This is a genomic window from Ruegeria sp. CJ9, assembly GCF_056536625.1.
Genome location: NZ_JBQFPY010000005.1, coordinates 118,736 through 142,527 on the forward strand (window position 1 = coordinate 118,736; position 23,792 = coordinate 142,527).

A 23,792-nucleotide genomic window follows, 5' to 3' on the forward strand; every position below is an offset into this window, starting at 1 on the left:
CTTCTACCCCCGCCTGCGCGGAAATGCTTCGCACGTCACGATGCGCCACACAAGCGCGTGTGCTATACTGTTTTCACCGGACAGCGTTCACATTCGGTCTATCTAACTATTTACCCATCACCCCGAGGTGCAGATGAAAGACGCCCAGGCCGCCTTTTATGACAGCCTTCCCCTGCAGCGGGACTTTACTCGACTGGCTCAGCCTGCGCGGTTTACCGCTGTGCCGGATGATTGGGCGCTGGGCGTGGCCGATATCGTTGATTCCACCGGTGAGATTGCCAAAGGGCGTTATAAAACCGTCAATATGGTCGGCGCGGCTGTGATCTCGGGCATGATCAACGGGTTGAAGGGGCAGGAGTTTCCCTATGTCTTCGGTGGCGACGGGGCCGGATTTGCCATACCCGCCAGCGCGGTTGACACGGGCCGAACGGTCCTGGCCCAGCTTCGGCGCTGGGCGGACGAGGAGTTTGGGATTACTCTGCGCGGGGCCTTGGTGCCTGTGTCCGAAATCCGCATGGCGGGCAAAGACCTCCGTGTGGCACGCTATGCGCCGTCAGACGGGGTGGATTACGCCATGTTCTCGGGGGGCGGGCTGGCCTGGGCTGAGGCGCAGATGAAAGAAGGCCAGTTCGAAGTGCCGCCCGCCGACCCCGGCGCGCAGCCCGACCTTACCGGCCTGTCCTGTCGCTGGTCCAATAGCAGGGCGCGGCATGGAATGATCGTCTCGGTCGTGGTGCAGCCGACTTCCAAAGCCACCGAAAGCGATTTTGCCGATCTGTCTCAATCCGTCCTATCCGCGGCCGATCGGTTAGAGCGCGCAGGCCACCCCGTGCCAGAAAACGGCCCACCAATCAGTTGGCCACCCCCCGATGTCGCGCTTGATGCGCGTGTGTCACGGGCCGGGCGCAACCTGTTTGCGCAGAAACTCAAACTTTTGGGGCAAAACCTGCTGATTGCGCTGCTGTTCAAGACCGGAAAGCGATTGGGTCAGTTCGACCCCGAGCATTACAAACACATGGTCAGTCGCAATGCCGATTTCCGCAAATTCGATGATGGGTTGAAAATGACGCTGGATTGCGATCCGGCCACCTTATCGCAGATCCGCGTGATGCTGGAACAAGCGCGCGGGCAGGGCAAGGTTCGCTATGGTCTGCACGTGCAGGATGAGGCTATGATGACCTGTTTCGTGCCCTCGGCCACGCGCGATGATCATGTGCATTTCGTCGATGGAGCTTCGGGTGGTTACGCGCAGGCCGCGGCAGGGATGCAGGGCTAAGGCGTCACTTCGCTCTCCACTTGGCCGCTAAGGCCCGCGCCGCCTGCGCCAATAGCATCACATCGATTCCCACTGCCAGAAACTGCGCGCCCATATCCATATAGGTCTGATTTGCCTGATCATTGGTGCCCAGAATGCCAGGTGCCTTGCCGGCGGCTTTGATACGGGTGATGGCGTCGGCGATGGTGGCCTGCACCTCGGGCGCGGCGCTATTGCCTTGATAGCCCATGTCGGTGGACAGGTCCGCCGGGCCGATGAACACACCATCAATACCGTCAACCGTCAGAATATCGTCCAGTGCTGCCATCCCGGCGCGGTTTTCCACCTGAACCAGCAGGCAAATCTGCGCATCTGCCGTTTGAATGTAATCCGTGACGGACCCATAGCCAGTCGCCCGTGCGGCCCCTGCACCGACACCGCGTAGGCCCATGGGCGGATAACGACAGGCGCGGACCAATTCCTGTGCCTGTTCGGCGCTTTCTACAATCGGTACCAGAATGGTTTGCGCCCCCACATCCAGCACCATCTTGATCTTCGCCGTTTCCCCAACGGGCACGCGTACCACCGGATGCGAGGGGCTGGCGGCCAGCGCCATAAGCTGATCGCGTATCGAACGGATGTCATTCGGCGCATGTTCACCGTCGATCACCAGCCAGTCGAATCCGGCGGTGCCCATGATCTCGGTTGCGATGGGTTCGGCAAAACTGCTCCAACAACCGATTTGGCGATCTCCGTTGATCAGAGCCTGTTTGAAAGTATTTTTTGGTGCGGACATGGTGGAACCCTTAGGTTAGTGAGCGTGCGATTTCGGTGATGACATCATAGGCCATTCGCACGTCATCTTCAGTGGTTTCGAACTGACCCGCCTGAAAACGGATCGTCATATCACCGTCAACACGGGTTTGGGTCAGGTAAATGCGGCCATCATCGTTGATGGCATCAACCAGCCGCAGGTTCAGCGCGTCCAGATCGGGGTGCCCTTCAGGCGCATAGCGGAAGGTCCACAACGACCACATCGGTTGCGTGGTGATCTGGAAATCCGGCTCGGCCGCCAACTTGTCATGCAGGTCGACGGACCAGTTCACATGATTGCGCAGCCGTTCACGCAACCCCTCAAGCCCATAGGCGCGTATAACGAACCACAGTTTCAGCGCACGGAACCGACGGCCCAGAGGCACCGACCATTCCGAGTAGTTGATGATCCCGTCCTTACCATGCGTCTTCAGGAATTCCGGGCTAATCGCCAACGTCTGCACCAGGTCATCCGGGTTTTTCAGGAAATGCGCACAGCAATCGAATTGCACACCAAGCCATTTATGCGGGTTGAAGACGATGCTATCGGCCTGATCCACGCCGGGCCAATAGTGGCGATATTCCGGGCAGATCATCGCCGACCCGGCCCAGGCCGCATCCACATGCGTATAAAGCCCGTATTTCTGCGCCACCTTCAAGCATTCGTCGATCGGATCGGTGGCCCCAGTTCCGGTGCCACCAACACACATAATGACACCGGCGGGCTGAAAACCAGAGTCTAAATCGGCCTGAATTGCCCTATCCAGTGCCGCAGGATCCATCCCGCGCCAATCTCCCTTGATCGGAACACGTACCAGATTATCCTGCCCAATCCCCGCAACCCAGATGGCGCGGTCCACCGATGTATGGACCTCGGCCGAGCAATAGACACGAAGCGGTTTCTGACCGAACAACCCCTGACGATTGCCCTGCCAGTTCAACACTTTTTCCCGCATAGTCAGCACAGCGGCCAGCGTTGCCGACGAAGCAGAATCCTGGATGACACCAGCAAACTCTTCGGGCAGGTCCAGCGCTTGTCGCAGCCAGTCCATCATCCGCGTTTCCATCTCGGTCGCGGCGGGCGAGGTCTGCCACAGCATGCATTGCGGCGCGATGGCGCTGGCCAGAAACTCGGCTAGAACCGAAGGGGCCGAGGCGTTCGAGTTGAAATAGGCAAAGAACCGGGGGTGCTGCCAATGGGTGATACCAGGCATCACGATATCTTCGAAATCGCGGAAAATGTCCTCGATCGCCTGCGCCTGTTCCGGCGGATGGGCGGGCAGGGCGTTGAAAACTTCTCCGGGCTCGGTCTGGGCGCGCACCGGTTTGTCCCCCACGGTCAGGTGATAATCCTGTGCCCATTCGGATATTTTCTTGCCCCAGTCTGAGAATTCATCCCATTTCATCGCTATCCTCAGCATTGTTTGGTGGGGGTTACCCCCGGGCTGGTTTTGTATTGCTGATAGTGATGGACAACGCGGGCAGAAGGTCAACGATCTTTCGATCCTTCACTTCATCACAAAATGACAACCCTGTGAAAATATCCCATCGCATAGAGTCTATTTATGGCCAAATAGGTAAGAACAGCGGAAAAAACCCTTTGTCCCGTTGCAGTGTCGGCGGAATTCGGCAAGAATTTCGTATGACCAATGATGTACCATTGACGTCACGTTCATTGCCCATTGCGTTGCTGCGGGCGCGGGAACGGGTCATGGGTCCCATTCGCAAGATGCTGGCGGATGTTGGTGTGACCGAACAGCAATGGCGCGTGCTGCGTGTCCTGAACGAGGAAGGCCCGCAAGAGCCGACTCATATTGCGGACCGTGCTTGCCTGTTGTTGCCCAGCCTCACTCGCATTCTGCAAAAGCTTGAGGTCAAAGGCCTGATCCTGCGGAGCGCGCACCCTTGTGACAAGCGCCGCCAGATCGTCGACATCACAGCCAAAGGAAAGCAGATTATCCAAGACAATATTCAGATAACCATCCATCTGGCCGAGGATCTGCGCACCAAACTTGGGCCCGACCGGCATGAGGCCCTGTTGGACCTGCTGAACGAATTGCGCGAACTGGAAACGTGACACCCCAAATACGAACCCCGCCAGAGACAGGTGCTATCTCTGACGGGGCGGCCAGACGTGTACTGGATTATATGCCTGGCCCGAGGCCGGTTGCACCGGATAGTTCCCGACGGTCCGGCCCGCAATTCAGAGAACGCGCCAATCAAAAAAGTAACCGGCTTTTTGCTCCAAAGACATTGGGGGTAACGCCTTTGACCATAGTTCTCTGAAATATTCGCACCCGATAATGCCGCGTGATGCGGGACCCTATGGGGTGTCTTGACGTCGTGGCGGGTGCTTGGGTCCCCGCCATATCTGTGAGTGGCGGTCAGAGCGCGCGGCACCCCGATTTGCCAGCGCTCGTCACCCAGCCATCTTTCAACTTAGAGCTGTTTGAGCGTTTTCCAAGCCCGTCGACCAGATTGTGAACAGCTGTCGGCCAGGGCTTGCCGATTGGCAGGTAAAATTGCAGTGAATTCAGCCGATGTCGCGAGAAGCGGCGACTTGTTCCCGCGGTTCACCGCATTAAGATGCGCGCTGGCTGATAGATTAGGGGGCTCCCATGCCAGACAATTTGTTTTCTCTTCCCGATCCGGTTGTGATTCCGATGCGGGGGCAGGATGCGGCCTATCCGGTGGGGCGAATTTTCTGTGTGGGCCGTAACTATGCCGCTCATGCCGCCGAAATGGGGCACGAGGTCGACCGCGAAGCCCCCTTTTATTTCACCAAATCAGCTCCAAACGCAGTTCTGACCGGTGCGTCTGTGCCATACCCTCCGGGGACCGAGAATTTTCATTACGAGATGGAGCTGGCTGTAGCCATCGGCAAGCCCGTTTTCCGCGCCACCAGTGCGCAGGCCTGGGACGCCGTCTATGCCTATGGCTGTGCCCTGGACATGACCCGTAGGGATCTGCAAATCCGAGAGCGCAACAAACAGCGACCCTGGGATCTGGGTAAGGACCTTGAGGCCGGGGCAGTGTTTGCGCCCCTGACCTCGGCTGCGGACTGGTCACCGCAAGACAACACACGCATTCATCTAAGCGTGAACGGCGACATTCGTCAGGATGCCACGCTGAGCGAACTGATCTGGAAGATCGACGAAATCATCAGCCATTTGTCCGGATATTACCATCTGCGTCCAGGTGACCTGATCCTGACGGGCACACCCGCCGGTGTTGGCCCAGTGCAGGCTGGGGATGTGATCGAAGGGGGGATTGACGGGTTGCAGCCGATCCAATTGACGCTGACGGATTCAGAATAGACCCTATTTAGGGTCTTTCAGCCAATCGGTTGCGAATTCAACACCGTCCAATCCAGCAAACCGGCGGACGCGGTCCATCTCGGCCTCCAGCCTGCGTGTCCGTGCGTCGGACCAGCGCACGGATCGCTCTGGCCATAACGCGTTGATCTGCAGAATGCCACTGTCGCGCTGGGCTTTCATATCGATCCGGCCAATCAATCGGTCCCCTTCCAGCAGCGGAAACACGTAATAGCCATAGGTCCGTTTGGCGGCGGGAACGAAGACCTCAATCCGATAATGGAACCCGAACAGACGTTCCGCGCGGTTGCGGTCGCGCAGCATCGGGTCAAAGGGGCTAAGCACGCGAATGCGGCTGGACGGCGAAGGCGGGTTTTTCTCGGCCAAATCCGGGCGCGCGAGCAGATTGCGGATTCTTCCATCGGCACAGGTGACTTCAATCTCCTCCAGAATGCCCTGTGTTAGACCCTTATTACACCAGTTCTTGGCCTCGCTAACACTGACCGTATCCCAGAATGCCGCCAGCTCTCCGGGTGTTGCAAATCCCAGCCGGTCCAACGCTGCTTTGCACAACCAATCCACGGTTTCCTCGGCGTTGCAGGGCATGTTGCCAGGACACAGATGCGTCTCGATGACCCGTTCGGTCAGATCGTATTGCTTTTGAAATCCGTTGCGGCCAACCACGGTCAGCGCGCCCGACCGCCACAGGAACTCAAGCGCCGTTTTCGATGGGTGCCAATCCCACCAACCGCCCGAGCCCTTTTTCTCGTCCTTGCCCACATCCGAGGACGAGACCGGGCCATGATCGCGGATATGTTGCAGGACAGAGGCAAACTGCTGCTCAAACCCATCCCGGCGCCAATTTTTCCACCGGGATTTCAACAATACCTCATCACGTTGAAATCGCAGATGCCAATGGGGGTAAAACTCTATCGGGATGACAGCAGCGTCATGAGTCCAGTGTTCAAACAGCGCCTTGTCACGTTCGTAAAGCTGTTTGAGGTTTTTGGCGCGATAGGATGGCCTGCGCGAATACAGGATCATGTCATGGGCGCGCGCCACGGTATTGATACTGTCCAGCTGAACAAAGCCCAGTCGGTGGATCAAATCCAATAAATCCGCACCTTTGGCCCCGCCCGAAGGCGGTTCGGCCAGCGCATGGTGATCCATAAACAACGCGCGGGCCGTTTTGTTGTCCAGCCGCCGCGGCGCCACGGTTTTAGCGCCGCTTCAGGGTGTCGCCGTAGCTGATCTTGGGGGTCAGTGTCAGACGCGTGTCGACCTCGGTATTCGGATCGGCCAATTGTGTGGCGATAATCTCGGCCGCCTTGCGCCCGATCTCAAGACGGCAGGCATCCATCGTGGCAAGCTTGCGTGGTAACCCCTGCAGCAGTTCCACATTGTTGAACCCGGCCAGACCGATCTGTCCCGGTATGTCGATGCCCTGTTCCAGCAGGTACAGCAATCCACCAGCACCGATCATATCATTGGAATAATACAGGAAATCCAGATCTGGTGAACGATCCAGCATGGCCTGCGTCATCTCGCGCCCCTTGGCCAGGGCCGAGCCGCCGGAGTAGAACTCGCGATCTTCGATCTCGATCCCGTTCTTGCCCAGCACTTCGGTAAAACCTTCAAAGCGTTTCCGCGCGCGGTGGTCCAACGGCATCTTGGTGCCCATGAAACCGATATGTTGATAACCCGCTTTCAGGATCGCAGCAGCCATTTCACGCCCGGCACGGCGGTGTGAGATGCCGACCATCGCGTCCACTGGTTTGCCGTCCGTATCCATGATCTCGACCACCGGAATTCCGGCTGAATCCAGCATTGCGCGGGCTGCTTCGGTATGTTCCAGTCCCGCGATGATCACACCCGACGGCCGCCACGAGAGCATCTCGTAAAGGACTTTTTCTTCTTTCTCGGGCAGGTAATCGGTGACGCCGACAACGGGCTGCAATTCAGTGTCTTCCAACACCTGATTGATACCGGTCAGAACCTCGGGAAAGACCATATTGGACAGCGACGGGATAATCACCGCAACCAGATTTACGCGGCTGGAAGCCAGCGCGCCTGCAATCTTGTTAGGAACGTATCCCAACTCTTTCGCGGCAGCCAAAACGCGGGTGCGGGTAGCATCGGACACGTCGCCCCGGTTCCTCAGGACCCGACTGACCGTCATTTCGGACACCCCTGACGCTTCGGATACATCACGAAGGGTAAGCGGACGTTTTGTTTCTGTGGTCACGGAGGGCACCTGCACTGTTGTTTTGCCCGATGGTAGCGTGAACGGGACTTGATTTACAACTGTTGTGCAAAGGTCATGACAACCTGAAAAAACCGGGTTACAGAGAGCCTTGCGCGGCCCCGTGGCTCAACTGGATAGAGCAGCCCCCTCCTAAGGGGCAGGTTGCAGGTTCGAATCCTGCCGGGGTCGCCAAGTTTGCTGAAACACAGCTATAGGCGGCCGGGCGGTCAGGTAGTGTACGACGACATTCAAGAATAGGCGTCAGCGGTTTGATCGGTCAGCTTGCCCGATGCCAGCGCTGCCAGTGCAACCATCGCGGCTGCGGTGCCCAGGACCAGGGAAAGACCTCCGATTTGATAGGTCAGCCCGGACAGGACGGTGCCTACAAGACGGCCCGTTGCATTGGCCATGTAGTAAAATCCGACATCCATCGTCACCCGTTCCGATTTTGTGAAGGCCAGGATCAAGTAGGAATGCAGCGATGAGTTGACTGCGAACACCGCGCCGAACAGCAGCAGGCCCAGAACCAGCGTGACGGTTAACCATGTTTCGGGGCCTGAAGAGAACAGCACCACAATCGTCAATGCGGCGGGTACGCAAAACAAAGCTGCGGCCCAGCCGCGGGCGGAGCGGATCAGGTCTGCTTCGCTGCGTTCACTGGCGCGCAGAATCTTGGGCGCGCTGGCTTGAACAGCGCCGTAAAGGATAACCCAGACTGCCATGAAAGAGCCGATCATGAAAAAGGCTGCGCGGTTTCCTTCTTGGGTGCCGTCGGACAGCACGGCGTAGAAATAGATCGGGATGCCGACCACGAACCACACGTCTCGGGCGCCAAAAAGAAAGACACGCGCCGCCGAAAGCCAGTTCACATTGGCGGATTTCGAGAACACCTCGGAGAATTTTGCCCCTTTGCGACCCATGGGCAGACCTGCGGGCATGAACAGTATTACTCCAATCAATATCAGCGCCAGAACTGCGGCCATAATCAGGATCGCCATCATGAATCCCGAGGTGGCCAACATCACCGCACCCAGCAGAAAGCCCAGCCCTTTCACCGCATTCTTGGATCCGGTCAGCACCGCTACCCAACGAAAAAGCCCGCCCCCCTCGGTGGGTGCCAGCAGTTTCACAGAAGATTTCGAGGACATCTTGGCCAGGTCCTTGGCCACGCCGCTGGCCCCTTGCACCATCATCACAAAGGTCACCGATGCTGCGATGGTCCAATTCGGGTCCAGTTGCGTCATCGCCAGTAAGGCCAGAACCTGAAGTCCCAGACCGGCAAAAAGCGTCGAGGCCAACCCGAACCGCGCCGCGATCCAGCCCGCCGTCAGATTGGTCACGATCCCTGCGACCTCATACAAAACAAACAGATAGGCCAGCTGCACCGGAGAAAAGCCCAGCGAATGAAAATGCAACAGCACCAACATGCGCAACGCACCGTCGGTCAGCATAAACGCCCAATAGGCGGCTGTGACCGCGATATAGGCTGACAGACCCTCGGGCCGTTGGGTCACAGCCCCGACCCAACCATAAGGGCAACGTCCACCAGGCGGTGCGCATAACCCATTTCATTGTCGTACCAGGCATAGATCTTTACCTGCGTTCCGTTCACCACCATGGTCGAAGGCGCATCCACGATCGAAGAGCGTGTATCATTGGTGTAGTCGGTCGACACCAAAGGCCGCGTTTCATAACCCAGAATACCTTTCAAGTCCCCTTCGGCAGCGGCTTTGAACAGGGCGTTGACCTCTTCAGCAGTTGTTTCCCGCTCGACTTCGAATACGCAATCGGTCAGCGAGGCGTTCAGCAACGGCACACGCACTGCATGGCCGTTCAGCCGCCCCGTGAGTTCGGGGTAGATCAGCGTGATTGCGGTGGCCGATCCGGTGGTGGTCGGGATCAGAGAATTCAACGCCGAGCGTGCGCGGCGCAGGTCCTTGGCCGGTCGATCCACAATGGTTTGCGTGTTGGTCACGTCGTGGATTGTGGTCATCGATCCGTGTCGAATGCCCAGGTTATCATGGATCACCTTGACCACAGGCGCCAGGCAGTTGGTGGTGCATGAGGCCGCAGTGATGATTAGGTGCTTGTTCGGGTCATAGGTGGCATCGTTGACGCCCATGACGATATTGGCAGTCGGTCCCTCCTTGACCGGAGCCGAGACGACAACCTTTTTCACGCCAGCCTCGAAATATGGGGCCAGCTTGGCCTCAGTCTTGAATACGCCTGTACAATCGATCACCACATCGACACCGTCCAGTGGAAGGGCATTCAGGTCCTTGGTGCCAATAAAAGGCAGGCGGGTGCCATTGATCGTGACACTCTCTGCGTCATGCTCGAAATTGGCATCCCAGCGGCCATGCACGGTGTCAAACTCCAGCAGATGCGCGTGCATTTCGGGGTCGCCCACTGCATCATTGATCCAGGCGATCTTGGCGCCTTTTTCCAGCAATGGTTTCAAGGCCAGCTTTCCCATCCGGCCCAAACCGTTCAGTGCGTAAGTTGTCATTGTTCTTCCTCGACGGGCGTTCTGCCGATGTCATCGACAGCAGATTGCAATGCGATCCGGTCAAGACTTTCGACCGGCAAAGAGGTGAAGGCTTCAATCCGGCGCTTGAGCGCGCCATAAGTGTTCTGAAACGCTAGGCTTTTTTCGGCGTCTGTGCCTTCGGTCTGGACCGGATCGATCATACCCCAGTGGCCGCTAATCGGCTGACCTTCCCAGGCGGGGCATTCTTCGTTTGCGGCCTTGTTGCAGACAGTAAAAACGAAATCCAACTCGGGCGCGTCGGGGCCCGAGAATTCAGATGTGCTTTTGGACCGTAAACCCGAGGTGTCATGACCCTTGTCCTCAAGCACTTGCATGGCCATCGGATTCAGCTCGGAAAACGATTTTGTGCCAGCTGAGTAGACGTTGAACCGGTTCCCAGCGATGTCTCGCAGCAGGGTCTCGGCAAAAATGGAACGTGCCGAGTTGCCAACGCAGATAAACAACACGTTGAATTTGCGGCCCGTCATTGCGCCGTTTCCTTGCTCGGATGGCATGCAGATATCAGGGCGGCCACGGCAGCAATCGTTCAGCAGGAAGCCCAGCATGTTCTGAACGTTCTTCATTTCAACCGAATAAAGCAGGGAAGTCCCCGACCGTTTCTGCGTCACCAGCCCGGATCGTTGCAATGCGTTCAGATAGTTCGACAGAGTGCTGGGTTTGATACTCAGCTCTGTCGCCAATTCACCCGCCGGAACGGCGTCAGGAAAGCGTCGCATCAATATACGAAACACCGAAATACGTTGCGGGTGGCCAAGGACAGCGAGTTGGTTTGTTATTCGATTTATCATATTTCATGAAATATCGAAATAATACGCAAGCAACAATCCCTAACCCGCGCCGTTACAATAAATTCACATTCGTTGTCACTGAATGTTCGCGTTGGGGTCGAGCGGTCAACAGCACAGCTTGCCCAAACGCGTGGAAAAAGCACGAGGAAACCAAAAAGAAGTAGGCTTGCGCGTACCACCCCGACCGTTTAAACGAACCCTCGCTTGCCTCAATAGCTCAGCTGGTAGAGCAGGTCCTTCGTAAGGACAAGGTCGGGGGTTCGAGTCCCTCTTGAGGCACCACATGCATTCCCGAATCGTGTTCCGGTAACCGCTTAGGCGCGTTTTTCGCCTATTGTTGTGACGCCCAGAACCGACAGAACCTTGGCTTCGATCTGTTCGGCATTCATGCCCGCAACGGCATACATGTCCGCTGGGCTGGCCTGATCGATGAAGATATCCGGCAGCACCATCGAGCGGTATTTCAGCCCGTGATCGAACACACCCTCATCCGCCAATAGCTGTGCCACGTGGCTGCCAAATCCGCCAACGGCACCTTCTTCGATGGTGATCAGAGCCTCGTGGTTAGCGGCCAGATCAAGGATCAGATCACGGTCCAGCGGTTTGGCGAAACGGGCGTCGGCGATGGTGGGTGTGATCCCGCGGGCTGAAAGGGCCTCGGCGGCCTTCTGCACCTCGGCCAAGCGGGTGCCAAAGGACAAAAGCGCCACGCGCGCACCTTTTTGGATCATGCGGCCTTTGCCGATCTCAAGCACCTCGCCTCGTTCAGGCAGGTCGACGCCCACACCCTCGCCGCGCGGATAGCGGAACGCAATGGGGCCATCGTCATGGGCCGCCGCCGTGGCCACCATGTGCATCAGTTCGGCCTCATCCGCAGCGGCCATGACGGTCATGCCGGGCAGGTTGGCAAGATAGGCAATATCGAAGGATCCCGCATGGGTTGCGCCATCAGCACCCACCAGCCCTGCACGGTCGATGGCAAAACGCACCGGCAGGCGCTGAATGGCCACGTCATGCACCACCTGATCATAGCCGCGCTGCAAAAAGGTCGAATACATCGCGCAGAACGGTTTCATACCGCCAGCCGCCAGCGCCGCCGCGAAGGTCACGCCGTGCTGTTCCGCAATTGCGACGTCGAAACAGCGCGAAGGGTAGCGTTCGGCAAACAGGTTCAACCCTGTGCCGTCCGGCATTGCGGCCGTGACAGCCACGATCTTGTCATCGCGCCCCGCCTCATCAACCAGCGCTTTGCCAAAGACCGACGTATATGACGGCGCGTTGGACGGGGCCTTTTTCTGCTCGCCCGTGACCACGTCAAATTTCGCGGTGGCGTGGCCCTTGTCGCGGGCCTGCTCGGCGGGCGCATAGCCCTTGCCCTTTTTTGTCAGCACATGGATCAGGATCGGACCGGTCGCCCGTGCTTTGACCGTGCGCAAAACCGGCAGCAACTGATCCATGTCGTGACCGTCGAGAGGCCCGATATAGGAAAAGCCAAGCTCTTCGAACAGCGTGCCGCCCACCGCCATGCCTTTCAGCATTTCCTTGGCCCGTTTTGCACCTTCTCGGAACGGTTCAGGCAGAAGCGAGACCGCACCCTTGGCAGCGGCTTTCAATTCGTGGAACGGTGCTTCGGTGTAAATTCGCGACAGATAGCTGGACAGTGCACCGACGGGCGGGGCGATGCTCATCTCATTGTCATTAAGGATGACGATCAGGCGTTTGCCCAGATGACCGGCGTTGTTCATCGCCTCAAAGGCCATACCCGCCGACATCGACCCATCGCCGATCACGGCAATTGCGTCACCCAGCCCTTCGGGCGTGACGCCTCCCAGATCGCGGGCCACGGAAAACCCAAGCGCAGCGCTGATCGAGGTCGAACTGTGCGCTGCCCCAAACGGATCATACGGGCTTTCGCTGCGCTTGGTGAACCCGCTCAGTCCGTCCTTCATGCGCAGGGTTCGGATACGGTCGCGCCGTTCGGTCAAGATCTTATGCGGATAACACTGGTGCCCCACATCCCAAATGATCTTGTCGCGGGGCGTGTCGAACACCGCATGTAACGCGGTGGTCAGCTCGACTACACCTAGGCCCGCGCCCAAGTGCCCACCTGTGACGGACACGGCCGAAATCGTCTCGGTTCGCAATTCCTGCGCCACCTGATGCAGTTGCGCATCCGAGAACTGCTTGAGATCCGCAGGGCGGCTCACAAGGTCCAGCAAAGGCGTTTTCGGACGGTCAGACATTTGGCGTTCCTGGCTTAGCTGTCCCGGGCAATAACGAAGCGGGCGGCGTCCTTCAAGGTTTCTGCCGATGCGCCATAGCCGTCCAGTGCGGCGCAGCCTTGATCCACCAGTTCCGCCGCACGGGCTTTGGCTGCTTCCAGACCCAACAGTGAAACAAATGTGGCCTTGCCAGCCTGGGCATCCTTTTGCAGGCGTTTTCCAGCCTTTTCGGCATCACCCTCGACATCCAGAATGTCGTCCGCGATCTGAAAAGCAAGCCCCAGTGCCCGGGCATATTGGCGCAACGGCCCGGGGTCGGCCTGCGCCAAACGTGCGCCTGCACATGCGGACCATTCAATAAGGGCACCGGTCTTACCCGCTTGAAGGCGCGTGATTTCGTCCAGGGTCAGCGGTGCTGCAGCCGTTTCCGCCGCGATATCCAGCGCCTGACCCAGCACCATACCTTGCGCTCCGCTGGCCTTGGCAAGGGTCAGAGCCAATTCTGCCCGAACCTCGGCCGTGCCGACCTCGGGACGGGTGCAGAGTTCGAAGGCCAGCGTCTGCAACGCGTCCCCGGCCAGAACGGCGGTGCCTTCGTCCCATTTCACATGAACCGTGGGCCGCCCACGGCGCAGATCGTCGTCATCCATACAGGGCAGATCGTCATGGACTAGTGAGTACGCGTGCAGCGCTTCGATCCCGGTGGCGGGCCAAACGGCGCGACTTGCATCCACGCCGTGCAGGCGCGCGCTTTCCAGCACCAGAAACCCACGTAACCGTTTGCCACCTTTGGTGGCATAGGCCATCGCACGGGTCACATTCAGATCGTCCAGCGCGCCCAGAACCAGATCGAACTGATCCTGAATCCGCGCCGCATCCTGCGCTAGTATTTCACGAAACATTTACTGACCTTCGACAGGCGTCGTCCCGGTCGGCTGACCGTTGGCGTCCAGAGTAATAGCGGCCACCTTTTCTTCGGCCCGCTTCAACTCCTCCTCGCAGCGCTTTTTCAACGCCGCGCCGCGCTCATACAACGCGATGGACTGGTCCAGCGCCACATCGCCGCGCTCGAGCTGGCCAACAACGGCCTCAAGCTCTTTCATCGCCTGTTCGAATGTCATCTGGTCTACTGGAGTATCGGTCATCGGGCTGCCTTCATCAATTCTTCCACATGGGCGAGTGTGGCCTGGGCCAGTGCGTTCAGATCATACCCGCCTTCCAGAGTCGAGACGATACGTCCCCCGCAAAGCTCATCGGCTATGTTGCAAAGCTCTGCGGTGACCCAGGCAAAGTCACCTGTGGACCAGTTCAGATTGGCCAAAGGATCGTCTTGATGCGCGTCAAATCCAGCCGAGATGATGATCAGGTCCGGCTTGAAGGCGCGCAGGCGCGGGAAAGCCTGTGTTTCATAGGCCGCACGCATCTCGGCCCCGCCGGAACCGGGGGACAGGGGGATGTTGAGAATGGTCTCATACGCGCCGGTTTCATCCGGACGCCCCGATCCGGGCCACAACGGCATCTGCTGGCTGGTGATCACAAGTGCGCGTTTCTCATCCCATAGCAAATCCTGCGTGCCATTGCCGTGATGCACGTCAAAATCAACCACTGCGACACGGTTCAGCCCGTGGTGATCCAGCGCATGTTTCGCCGCCAGCGCGGCATTGCCGAACAGGCAAAACCCCATCGCGGTGTCAGTCTCGGCGTGATGCCCCGGAGGCCGGATCGCACAAAAGGCATTTTGCGCCTCACCGCCCAGCACCATATCCACCGCCCGCACCACAGCCCCCGCCGCGCGATAGGCCGCATCGACCGAGCCCGGAGACATGAACGTGTCCCCGTCGATCTGGGCAAAGCCCTCTGCGGGGCGCATTTTGCGTACATCCCGGATGTAGCTTTCCGGATGTATGCGCAGCAGATCGTCATCCGCCGCCAGTGGCGCTGTCACCCGGTTCAGGTCCAATGACTCCAACGCATGCAGGATATGCTCCAGCCGGGCCACCCGCTCAGGGTGCCCATCCGGGGTGACATGCGCCAGACAATCCGCATGAGTCAAAAGGGCGGTTTTCATATTGATCCCCTGTTCATCTGGCTAAAAATACCTTCGCCGAAGGCCAATAGTTGCCGCGAAGCGGCCTGATCAATCCGGCGCCAGCATATACCCGGCGCCCCGGACCGTCTGCAGATAACGTGGCTGCTTTGGGTCTTGTTCGATCTTGCGCCGCAGCCGGGTGATCTGCACATCCACCGCGCGTTCCTGCGCCTGTCCCTTGTCGCGGCCCAGATCCTCGACCAGCTTGGCGCGGCTGATCGGCTCACCGGGTTGGGTCGAGAAGATCTTCATCAACTGGCTTTCCGTCGCAGTCAGACGCACCGGTTCTTCGCCCTGCCACATCTCACCACGTTCCACGTCATAGCGGATCGGGCCGAGGGTCAAAATCTTGGTCGCCGTATCTTGCGCTGGTGTTTCAGGCATCCGCCGCAGGATCGCGTTGATGCGCAGCAAAAGCTCTTTTGGCTCGAACGGCTTGGCCAGGTAATCGTCCGCGCCAGCCTCAAGCCCGGCGATCCGGTGTTCGGTCTCACCACGCGCGGTCAACAGCAGGATCGGGGTTGAATGGGTTTCGCGCAGAGTTCTGGTCAGGCTTACGCCGTCTTCGCCCGGCATCATCACGTCCAGAACGATCATGTCGAAGTCCAGCCCCGAAAGTACCCGCCGCGCATGGGCGGCATCACGGGCGGCGGTCACCAGAAACCCGCTGCGCATCAGGAATTTCTTGAGCAGATCACGAATACGCTCATCGTCGTCGACGATCAGCAGATGGGCATCCAAATCGCTCATGAGGTCGTATCCCGCAGTTTCGTGTAAGCATGACGCATATCAGCATCCATCATTGCTTCAAGTACTTTACGAAATCCTGATACCGCCTCGGGGCCCGCATCCTTGTAGGCGGCGCGCATTCGCACCCGCTGAGCCTCAGAGAGTTTGGCCTCAAGCGCCTTGCCTTTTTCGGTCAGAAACAGGTGGCGTTCGCGCTTGTCCACTGTGCCCACGCGGCTTTCGACCAGCCCGTCATCGATCAAGGTCCGCAGTACCCGGTTCAGCGACTGTTTCGTCACGCCCAGGATCGCCAGCAAGTTGTTCACGGTCGTTCCTGGCGCGCGGTTGATGAAATGAACGGCGCGGTGATGGGCTCGACCATAGGCGAGTTGCGCCAGAATGCGATCAGGATCGGCGGTAAAGCCCCGGTAAGCGAAAAACATCGCTTCGATCCCTTGTCGCAACTGTTCGTCGGTCAAAAACAAAAGGCTTTCACCGCCAAACACTTGGGCGGGGCGCGTATCCGACATCATTTGCCTCATTCGTTACTCAGGACCGACTTTATGTCAGCGTTATTGACATTCCAAGAGTGGACAGGTATCGAACCGCAGTTTCTGCGCAACTTTATGTCCGCATCGGACTTAAATGGCGCAACAAGCGAAAAATTCAACCCAGTTCAGGAGGTTTCGCATGGCGGGGTATGATGATCGTGACGGCGTGATCTGGATAGACGGTGAACTGGTGCCTTGGCGCGATGCCAATGTACACATCCTGTCTCATGCAATGCACTATGCGTCCTCGGTGTTCGAAGGTGAGCGCGCATATAACGGCAAGATCTTCAAAAGCCGCGAGCATTCCGAGCGTCTGATCGCATCTGCCGACGCGCTGGACATGCCGATGCCTTATACGATCGATCAGATCGAAGCTGCCAAGGAAGAAACCCTGAAAGCCAGCGGTCTGCAGGACGCCTATGTGCGGGTGCTGGTCTGGCGCGGTTCGGGCGAAGATATGGGCGTGGCCTCGGCTCGAAACCCCGTACGTATGGCCGTCGCGGTTTGGCCTTGGGGCGCCTATTATGGCGACGCTAAGATGCAAGGCGCCAAGCTGGACATCGCCGAATGGAAACGCCCAAGTCCGGAAACCATCCCGGTTCACGCTAAGGCGGCGGGTCTCTACATGATCTGCACCATTTCCAAGCACAAGGCCGAGGCCAAGGGCTGCTCGGACGCGCTGTTCATGGATTACAACGGCTATGTGGCCGAGGCGACCGGTGCCAACGTGTTTTTCGTCAAGGATGGCGAGGTACATACTCCGTTGGCCGATTGCTTCCTGAACGGCATCACCCGTCAGACCGTGATCCAGATGCTGAAAGACAAGGGCATCAACGTGATCGAACGTCGTATCAAGCCCGAAGAAATGGCTGATTTCGAGCAATGCTGGCTGACCGGGACGGCGGCCGAGGTCACTCCGGTGGGGCAAATCGGCGACTACGCTTTCGAAGTCGGAGATCTGACCCGCGAGATCGCCGCAGATTATGAGGCGCTGGTTCGCGCCTGATCTGACCAGAAACGCACAGTTAGGAACCCCCGCGTTTCGTGGGGGTTTTTCTTTGCCCGCCGTTCAAGTTCTTGTGCAGATCGTTCAACGGGCTGGACGGCAGCGCAGGCAGCGATAGGTTACGCCCATGTTGGACCTGCTCAGCGATATCCTCACCCGCCTGTCCTTGCGGGGGACATTCTATTTCCGCACGTCATTCACGCCGCCTTTCGGTATCCAGGTCCCTGCCTATCAAAATGTCGCCCGCTTCCACTTTGTTCAGCGCGGCGAATTGAAGGTTTATGTCTCTAACACAGGGGAAACGCTGCGGCTCAAGCAAGGCGATTTGATCCTGATCCCGCACGGGGCCGCGCACGCGCTGCTGTGCAATGAGATCAAGCCACTGGACGCGTTGCCATTAGAGCAGGTTCTGGAGGAGTCCGGTTATCAGGGCGACGGCGTCCTGATTTACGGGGGCGAGGATAAAAGCCGCGATACTCAGCTGGTGTGCGGCCATTTCTCATTCACTGGTCCGCCGGGACGAAGGGGCGCAGGTCATATGCTGATCGACCGCTTGCCGTCGTACATTCTGATCGAAAACTACGGCGAAGAGGCCGGTGCCTGGATCGAAGCGACCCTGCGCATGATCGGGTCCGAGATCAACGGTGCCCGTATCGGGGGCGACCTGATCGCCCTGAAGCTGTCCGAAGTGCTGTTTGCGCAAGCCATACGCGCCCATCTGGAATACCAAAGCCCCAGCGATACCGCCTTGGCCGGATTCGCTGATCCGCGCATCTCGCGGGCGCTGACCGCCTTTCATCAGGCCCCCGCACAGGAATGGAGTGTCGAGTCACTGGCGCGTGAGGCCGGGATGTCACGTACCGCCTTCGCGCAGTTGTTTGCCGAGAAGATGAACGCGACCCCCATGCAATATCTGACGGATTGGCGCATGCAGATCGCCTGTCACGGCCTGACTGAGAATCGCTGGAACGTGGCGGATGCGGCGGCCGAGGTTGGCTATGCGTCAGAAGCGGCCTTTTCCCGCGTGTTCAAGAAACAGATTGGCCTGTCTCCGGCAGCTTACCGGTCCATGCACTGATCCGCTGGATCTTCGAACGATCTGCAATGTTTCGCGAACGATCCAGAATTAAACGTCCGACTATCCAATCTTAACTTGGTGCCATGCCAAGTTAGGAAAGGAAAAAACAATGTCTGTCCGTTTTGTTACCCGCACTGTGCATGCTTATCTTGATTATCCGGTTGCTCTGGCGCTGATGGTGTTGCCTTTTGTTTTAGGGCTGGGGCAATCCAACCCAATGGCGTTGTGGCTGTCGGTAGTCACCGGTGTCGCGGCGCTTGTTCTGACCGTGCTGACCGACCACCATCTCGGCGTCTGGCGGGTTCTGCCCTATAAATTCCACCTGGCGGTTGATTTGCTCGTCGGCGTCACGTTCCTGGCCGCACCTAGCCTGTTTGGTTTTACGGGGCTGGACGCAATTTACTACTGGCTGAATGGTGCGGCGGTGGTTGCTGTGATCTCGCTTAGCGCGTCGGAACAGGGCGCAACCGCCTGAGTGTGAAATACGCCCACTTTTATGTCTGTGAGTCGCTTGTTTTAAGAACAGGCGGCTCATCCGCTCATCAAACGCATCACACCTGATCACATGGCGCTTTTGCTCTTGCAATTCCCGACTAAAATAATCAGATAAAAAGCAACGCTGGGTATGATACTATCCGGCACCGAATTTCGAGGCGGTTTGCGGGCTTAGCGCGTGACTTGGTGAGAGCCCGCCGCCGCCTCGGAAACGAAACAGACTGGCATGGAAAGAGCTTGGTATGGGCGATCCGCTGGACGAAATCATGGCACGGTACGAGGCCGCAACCGCGTGCGGCTGCTGTTGTGACGACGATTTTTGCGCCTATGTCGACAAGAAAAAACCTGCCACAGATGCCAAGTCATCCGACCGTTTACCTGACAGCGCCGCCAGCCAACGCGGGTCGGTCCGGTTTCTCAATGAAAACCGGGCGGGATAACAGCCCCGGTTTGGGGCTGTTTAGACTCTGTTTTCAGAAATCCACGCCGCGCTGTGCTTTGATCCCGGCTTGGAACGGGTGCTTTTCTTCGGTCATTTCAGTGACCAGATCGGCATAGTCGCGCAGCGCTTGCGGAGCGTCCCGCCCGGTCAGGAACACGCTGGTTTTGTCTGATCGCTCGTTCAGCCCGTCAATCACCTGATCAACCGACAGATATTCATAACGCAGGGCGATGTTGATCTCATCCAGTACCACCAGATCATAATCCCCGCTGGCCATCAGCGCGCGGGCCTTGTCAAAGGCGGCATTAGCGGCTGCGATGTCACGCTCGCGGTCTTGGGTGTCCCAGGTAAAGCCCTCGCCCATCGTGTGCCAGGTGACCAGATCACGTTCTTCGAAGAAACGCCGCTCGCCGGTTTTCCACTTGCCCTTGATGAACTGGACCACGGCGACCTTCTGCCCCCAACCCAGGGCGCGGATTACCACGCCAAAAGCAGCCGAGGATTTGCCCTTGCCTTTGCCGGTGTTGATCAGCACCAGCCCACGGTCGGGATCGACCGCCTCTGAGACTTTCTTGCGGTGCTGAGCCTGCACCTTTTGCATCTTTTCCTTGTGATCCTGTGCGTCGCTCATGGGGAACCCTCATTTTGTGTCGCGCCACACCCTAGGGGAAGTTTGGCAAAGGTAAAGGTCAGGCTTTGGGATCTGTGACGGCGCGGGCGCGTCCACGTTCCAGACCCAGCTGATGTTCGCGCCAGATCACCACAATATTGCCGGCGATCACTAGTGCCGCACCGATCAACATCACCAGTGTCGGGAGTTCGCTGAACCAGAAATAGCCGATGACAATGGCAAACAACATCGAAGTATAGTCGTAGGGCGCTAACATCGACGCTTGACCAAAGCGATAGGACGAGGTCACCAGAATCTGCGCCACACCGCCGATCAGCCCGGCCAGAATCAACACGGCGGCTTGCTCCCACGTGGGCAGGACCCAGCCCCAGAAAACGGTCAGACCGGACAGCAAGGTCGCGGTCATCGAGAAATAAAACACAATGGCCGCCGGGTGGTCGACCTGCACCAACTGCCGGATGTGAATCTGCACAAAGGCGCGTGCAACGGTCGCTCCTAGTATGCACAGCGCGCCGATGGTTGCGGCGGCCTCCATGTTGTTGCCGCCTAGTCGGGGCCAGATCATGATCAGAACACCCAAAAGGCCAATTGCCACGGCGGCGATCCGAATCTTGCGGATGCGCTCGCCCAACATGATCGCGGCCAGAATCAGGGTGAAAATCGGGGTCGCGTAACCAATTGCCGTGGCCTCGGGCAGGGGGATCAGACCAAGGCCAGTAAAGGTCAGCCCCATCGCTGTGGTCCCAAGTACGCCGCGCCAGAAATGACCCATGGGTTTGCGAACAACAAAGCCTTGCGCCAATTCTCCGCGTGAGATCAGCCAGATGACGATCACTGGAATGGCGAACAGTGATCGGAAGAACACCATCTCGCCGGGTGGAAAGTGATCAGACTGCGACTTGATCAACCCGGCCATCACGGTGAACAAAAAAACCGCGCTCGTTTTCAGAGCGACGGCCAGCAGCGGTCGATGCGATGTTAACGGTTTTGCCATCGGCGCGAACCTGCGCCTTTGTTCGACAAAGATCAACGCGTGGAATCAGGAATTCGTCCAGTCCGCAGGCAGAGACTGGCCGATCTCGTCCGCGAAGTCATCCAGAAAGCGGATCATCAGCTCGATGCGTTGTCGTGCAAGGGTTTTTCCGCCCTCGGTCAGCATGTCACTGGGCAGGCCCAGCAGCTTTACCTTCCAGTGATCCAGCGAATAGGTCAGATCGTCCAAGGACCGATTTGCGGCAAACGGATCTGCCGGATCGTACAGCGCCCGTCCCAAAGCGCCTGAAACCGAAAAGTTCCGCGCAATGCCGATCGCGCCCAGCGCGTCCAGCCGATCCGCATCGCGTAAGATGCAGGCCTCGGGTGAGACTGGCGTGATATTGGCAGAGAAGCTGTGTGCCTCAATCGCATGCTGAATGGCGCGAGTTTGGTCTGGGCCATAGCCGAGTTTGCCCAGTATAGGCTCTGATTCCTGCGCGGACTGGCGGGATGCCAGATGGCGATCCGGGTCGTCTTTGGACAGGTTCACCAGATCATGCAGATAGCTGGCGGCCAGCAACACGGGCATGTCGGTCTGATCGTCCGCAATGGCCTGCGCGTTCACCCAAACTCGGTCCAGATGGGCCAGATCATGCGCCGGGTCGGTCTCCATCCGCTGCGCGACGATGGCGCGCAGGCGCGCGCGCAGATCAGCCGATCCGTCCACGGTTCTCTCCAATCTGGCCACGGTGCAGCAGCAAGTGGTCGAGGATGACGCAGGCCATCATTGCCTCGCCCACGGGCACAGCACGGATGCCGACGCAAGGATCGTGGCGCCCTTTTGTAATGATCTCGGTTTCCTCACCGGATTTAGTGATGGTTTTGCGGGTGGTCAGGATCGACGAGGTCGGCTTCACCGCAAATCGCACCACAAGATCCTGCCCAGTCGAGATACCGCCCAGAATACCGCCCGCATGGTTGGAGCTGTATTGCGGACCGTCCTGCCCCATGAAAATCTCGTCTGCGTTGGCTTCGCCGGTCAGTTCGGCGGCGGCCATACCTTCACCGATCTCAACACCTTTGACGGCGTTGATCGACATCATCGCAGCGGACAGATCAGTGTCTAACTTGGCATATACGGGGGCGCCGATGCCGGCAGGGACGCCTCGGGCTACCACTTCAACCACTGCGCCGACCGAATTGCCGGATTTGCGCAGGTCATCCAGATAGGTCGCCCAGTCTTCGGCTGCTGCCGCGTCAGGTGTCCAAAACGGGTTCTGTTCTATTTGCGACCAGTCAAAATTGTTGCGGTCAATCTTGCGCGACCCCATTTGCACCATATAGCCGGTGATCTGCACATTGGGAGCGATCTGTTTGATAGCTTCGCGCGCCAGCCCCCCGGCGGCCACACGCGATGCGGTTTCCCGGGCCGAACTGCGCCCGCCACCGCGGTAATCCCTGATACCGTATTTCTGCCAATAGGTGATATCGGCGTGACCCGGCCGGAACTTGTCCATGATATCGCCGTAGTCTTTTGAGCGTTGATCGGTGTTCTCGATCATCAGTTGCACGGGCGTGCCGGTGGTCTGGCCTTCAAACACGCCGGACAGGATTTTAACCTGATCAGGCTCACGCCGCTGGGTGGTGAATTTGTTCTGCCCCGGTTTGCGCTTGTCCAACCAGTGCTGAATCATCGCCTCGTCAATCGCAACGCCCGGCGGGCAGCCATCGACGGTGGCACCCAAAGCGGGCCCGTGGCTTTCGCCCCAGGTGGTGACGCGGAAGAGGTGTCCAAAGCTGTTCATCGACATGGGGCATGCTCCTTTGCGCGTCGTGATTAGCGGGCAAGGCCCGCGGCCTCAAGCGGATTTGCGGTTGGGGCCGTTTGACCCCAACCTTGTTCACATCACGCAGCCGCCGCCAACCCGGCGCGGGTCTGGGTGATTTTCAACACCGCCTGTGCCGCTTCGCGGCCCTTTTGTACGAAGTGGTCGCGGTAGATGGCATTGTGGTGGTCGGTTTCCTGATACTGGTGCGGGGTCAGCGATACCGATAGGACCGGAATACCTGTGTCCATCCCAGCGCGCATTAGCCCGTCAACCACGGCTTGGGCAACGAAATCGTGCCGGTAGATACCGCCATCCACGACGAATGCGGCGCAGGCGACCGCGGCATAACGCCCGGTTTGGGCCAGGTCGCGGGCCAGCAGCGGCATCTCGAACGCGCCGGGGACGTCATAAACGTCGACCTGCTCGGCGGGAATGAGGTCCAGAAACCCATCCAGCGCGCGGTCAACGATATCGGAATGCCAGTTGGCTTTGATAAAAGCATAGCGGGTGTGTGTCATCATGATCTCCTTTCGTAACAGACACGTCACCCAAGGCGATCACGAGCAAATACGCCGTATCACCGGCGTTACTTGCACGTTCTCTTCCATCCGGACTTTAACCGTCGGCTCTGGCCTTTCACCAAATCTGCTGACACCCCGGTCAACGGGGCCGCTCGCGGGCTTACGGGTCTTGGCCCGCATACCGCCGGTGGGGAATTTCGCCCCGCCCTGAGAACGGGATCGACATTGCCAAGGCCCGCGCGGTTCCGCAAGGGTGAA

At 58.5% G+C, this 23,792-nt stretch carries 25 protein-coding genes, 2 tRNA genes and 1 riboswitch; of the genes, 9 read left to right on the forward strand and 18 right to left on the reverse strand.

The genetic code is table 11. From position 1 onward, the window contains the following. Window positions 1-133 precede the first annotated feature (133 nt). Window positions 134-1,276, forward strand: a complete 1,143-nt coding sequence (locus tag ACR0AJ_RS12060) for a DUF3095 domain-containing protein (RefSeq protein WP_170349624.1) — start codon at window positions 134-136, stop codon at window positions 1,274-1,276. Window positions 1,277-1,280: 4 nt separating this feature from the next. Here ACR0AJ_RS12060 and ACR0AJ_RS12065 read toward each other — a convergent pair whose 3' ends face one another. Together ACR0AJ_RS12065 and ACR0AJ_RS12070 are read right to left on the reverse strand one after the other, a co-directional pair. Further along, entirely contained in the window at window positions 1,281-2,051 is a 771-nt protein-coding gene (locus ACR0AJ_RS12065) for an HpcH/HpaI aldolase family protein (protein WP_480662899.1), read from the reverse strand. Window positions 2,052-2,061: 10 nt separating this feature from the next. After that, on the reverse strand, window positions 2,062-3,474 hold the full coding sequence (locus ACR0AJ_RS12070) for a pyridoxal phosphate-dependent decarboxylase family protein (RefSeq protein ID WP_480740912.1): 1,413 nt from the start codon (window positions 3,472-3,474) through the stop codon (window positions 2,062-2,064). 236 nt (window positions 3,475-3,710) lie between these two features. Between ACR0AJ_RS12070 and hpaR the strand changes: the two genes are divergently transcribed. Together hpaR and ACR0AJ_RS12080 are read left to right on the forward strand one after the other, a co-directional pair. After that, window positions 3,711-4,145: a homoprotocatechuate degradation operon regulator HpaR gene (gene hpaR / locus ACR0AJ_RS12075; protein WP_480740914.1), complete on the forward strand. Its 435-nt coding sequence runs from the start codon at window positions 3,711-3,713 to the stop codon at window positions 4,143-4,145. Between the two features lie 541 nt (window positions 4,146-4,686). Then, complete coding sequence (locus ACR0AJ_RS12080; RefSeq protein ID WP_170349628.1) at window positions 4,687-5,385, forward strand: fumarylacetoacetate hydrolase family protein; 699 nt, start codon at window positions 4,687-4,689, stop codon at window positions 5,383-5,385. 3 nt (window positions 5,386-5,388) lie between these two features. Here ACR0AJ_RS12080 and ACR0AJ_RS12085 read toward each other — a convergent pair whose 3' ends face one another. Then, window positions 5,389-6,597, reverse strand: coding sequence for a winged helix-turn-helix domain-containing protein (locus ACR0AJ_RS12085; RefSeq protein ID WP_480740916.1), 1,209 nt, complete (start codon window positions 6,595-6,597; stop codon window positions 5,389-5,391). 4 nt (window positions 6,598-6,601) lie between these two features. Then, entirely contained in the window at window positions 6,602-7,627 is a 1,026-nt protein-coding gene (locus ACR0AJ_RS12090; RefSeq protein ID WP_170360951.1) for a LacI family DNA-binding transcriptional regulator, read from the reverse strand. Window positions 7,628-7,742: 115 nt separating this feature from the next. On the opposite strand from ACR0AJ_RS12090, the gene ACR0AJ_RS12095 reads away from it, so the two are divergent. Continuing rightward, window positions 7,743-7,819, forward strand: a tRNA-Arg gene (locus tag ACR0AJ_RS12095). Between the two features lie 56 nt (window positions 7,820-7,875). Here the strand turns inward: ACR0AJ_RS12095 and arsJ are convergent. The 3 genes from arsJ to ACR0AJ_RS12110 are packed head-to-tail and all read right to left on the reverse strand — an operon-like array spanning window position 7,876 to window position 10,966. Then, window positions 7,876-9,141, reverse strand: coding sequence for an organoarsenical effux MFS transporter ArsJ (gene arsJ / locus ACR0AJ_RS12100; protein ID WP_480740918.1), 1,266 nt, complete (start codon window positions 9,139-9,141; stop codon window positions 7,876-7,878). Further along, the gene (locus ACR0AJ_RS12105; protein ID WP_170349642.1) at window positions 9,138-10,136 is read right to left on the reverse strand and encodes an ArsJ-associated glyceraldehyde-3-phosphate dehydrogenase; all 999 of its coding nucleotides are present in this window, start codon (window positions 10,134-10,136) and stop codon (window positions 9,138-9,140) included. Before ACR0AJ_RS12105 ends, arsJ begins: the two co-directional genes overlap by 4 nt. Continuing rightward, complete coding sequence (locus ACR0AJ_RS12110) at window positions 10,133-10,966, reverse strand: arsenate reductase/protein-tyrosine-phosphatase family protein (RefSeq protein ID WP_480740920.1); 834 nt, start codon at window positions 10,964-10,966, stop codon at window positions 10,133-10,135. Before ACR0AJ_RS12110 ends, ACR0AJ_RS12105 begins: the two co-directional genes overlap by 4 nt. Before the next feature lie 206 nt (window positions 10,967-11,172). Here ACR0AJ_RS12110 and ACR0AJ_RS12115 point away from each other — a divergent pair. Further along, a tRNA-Thr gene (locus tag ACR0AJ_RS12115) sits at window positions 11,173-11,248 on the forward strand. 32 nt (window positions 11,249-11,280) lie between these two features. Here the strand turns inward: ACR0AJ_RS12115 and dxs are convergent. From dxs to ACR0AJ_RS12145, 6 genes are all read right to left on the reverse strand, one after another. Continuing rightward, complete coding sequence (dxs, locus tag ACR0AJ_RS12120; protein WP_170376385.1) at window positions 11,281-13,209, reverse strand: 1-deoxy-D-xylulose-5-phosphate synthase; 1,929 nt, start codon at window positions 13,207-13,209, stop codon at window positions 11,281-11,283. Window positions 13,210-13,223: 14 nt separating this feature from the next. Next, window positions 13,224-14,090: a polyprenyl synthetase family protein gene (locus ACR0AJ_RS12125; protein ID WP_480740922.1), complete on the reverse strand. Its 867-nt coding sequence runs from the start codon at window positions 14,088-14,090 to the stop codon at window positions 13,224-13,226. Continuing rightward, window positions 14,091-14,333, reverse strand: a complete 243-nt coding sequence (locus ACR0AJ_RS12130; RefSeq protein ID WP_058282745.1) for an exodeoxyribonuclease VII small subunit — start codon at window positions 14,331-14,333, stop codon at window positions 14,091-14,093. Beyond that, the gene (locus ACR0AJ_RS12135; RefSeq protein WP_480647603.1) at window positions 14,330-15,256 is read right to left on the reverse strand and encodes a histone deacetylase family protein; all 927 of its coding nucleotides are present in this window, start codon (window positions 15,254-15,256) and stop codon (window positions 14,330-14,332) included. The genes ACR0AJ_RS12130 and ACR0AJ_RS12135 overlap by 4 nt, the downstream gene beginning before the upstream one ends. A 69-nt stretch (window positions 15,257-15,325) precedes the next feature. Then, window positions 15,326-16,027, reverse strand: coding sequence for a response regulator (locus tag ACR0AJ_RS12140; protein WP_170349647.1), 702 nt, complete (start codon window positions 16,025-16,027; stop codon window positions 15,326-15,328). Beyond that, window positions 16,024-16,536: a MarR family winged helix-turn-helix transcriptional regulator gene (locus ACR0AJ_RS12145; RefSeq protein WP_170349648.1), complete on the reverse strand. Its 513-nt coding sequence runs from the start codon at window positions 16,534-16,536 to the stop codon at window positions 16,024-16,026. The genes ACR0AJ_RS12140 and ACR0AJ_RS12145 overlap by 4 nt, the downstream gene beginning before the upstream one ends. A gap of 160 nt (window positions 16,537-16,696) precedes the next feature. Here ACR0AJ_RS12145 and ACR0AJ_RS12150 point away from each other — a divergent pair, with 160 nt between their 5' ends. The 4 genes from ACR0AJ_RS12150 (at window position 16,697) to ACR0AJ_RS12165 (ending at window position 19,576) form a co-directional block, all read left to right on the forward strand. After that, window positions 16,697-17,563, forward strand: a complete 867-nt coding sequence (locus tag ACR0AJ_RS12150; protein WP_480647605.1) for a branched-chain amino acid aminotransferase — start codon at window positions 16,697-16,699, stop codon at window positions 17,561-17,563. 127 nt (window positions 17,564-17,690) lie between these two features. After that, window positions 17,691-18,641, forward strand: a complete 951-nt coding sequence (locus ACR0AJ_RS12155; protein WP_170360940.1) for an AraC family transcriptional regulator — start codon at window positions 17,691-17,693, stop codon at window positions 18,639-18,641. Between the two features lie 109 nt (window positions 18,642-18,750). Next, window positions 18,751-19,116, forward strand: a complete 366-nt coding sequence (locus ACR0AJ_RS12160; protein ID WP_170349651.1) for an SPW repeat domain-containing protein — start codon at window positions 18,751-18,753, stop codon at window positions 19,114-19,116. 262 nt (window positions 19,117-19,378) lie between these two features. Further along, window positions 19,379-19,576: a hypothetical protein gene (locus ACR0AJ_RS12165; RefSeq protein WP_170396731.1), complete on the forward strand. Its 198-nt coding sequence runs from the start codon at window positions 19,379-19,381 to the stop codon at window positions 19,574-19,576. Window positions 19,577-19,609: 33 nt separating this feature from the next. Here ACR0AJ_RS12165 and cobO read toward each other — a convergent pair whose 3' ends face one another. From cobO to ACR0AJ_RS12190, 5 genes are all read right to left on the reverse strand, one after another. After that, window positions 19,610-20,209, reverse strand: a complete 600-nt coding sequence (cobO, locus tag ACR0AJ_RS12170; RefSeq protein WP_480647608.1) for a cob(I)yrinic acid a,c-diamide adenosyltransferase — start codon at window positions 20,207-20,209, stop codon at window positions 19,610-19,612. 58 nt (window positions 20,210-20,267) lie between these two features. Further along, complete coding sequence (locus tag ACR0AJ_RS12175) at window positions 20,268-21,203, reverse strand: DMT family transporter (protein WP_170376372.1); 936 nt, start codon at window positions 21,201-21,203, stop codon at window positions 20,268-20,270. A gap of 45 nt (window positions 21,204-21,248) precedes the next feature. Further along, window positions 21,249-21,911, reverse strand: coding sequence for an HD domain-containing protein (locus ACR0AJ_RS12180; protein ID WP_480705438.1), 663 nt, complete (start codon window positions 21,909-21,911; stop codon window positions 21,249-21,251). Continuing rightward, window positions 21,895-22,995, reverse strand: a complete 1,101-nt coding sequence (gene aroC, locus ACR0AJ_RS12185) for a chorismate synthase (RefSeq protein WP_480740926.1) — start codon at window positions 22,993-22,995, stop codon at window positions 21,895-21,897. The genes ACR0AJ_RS12180 and aroC overlap by 17 nt, the downstream gene beginning before the upstream one ends. Before the next feature lie 95 nt (window positions 22,996-23,090). Then, window positions 23,091-23,531: a 6,7-dimethyl-8-ribityllumazine synthase gene (locus tag ACR0AJ_RS12190; protein WP_480740927.1), complete on the reverse strand. Its 441-nt coding sequence runs from the start codon at window positions 23,529-23,531 to the stop codon at window positions 23,091-23,093. Window positions 23,532-23,605: 74 nt separating this feature from the next. Next, window positions 23,606-23,753: riboswitch (FMN riboswitch) on the reverse strand. Window positions 23,754-23,792: the final 39 nt, after the last annotated feature.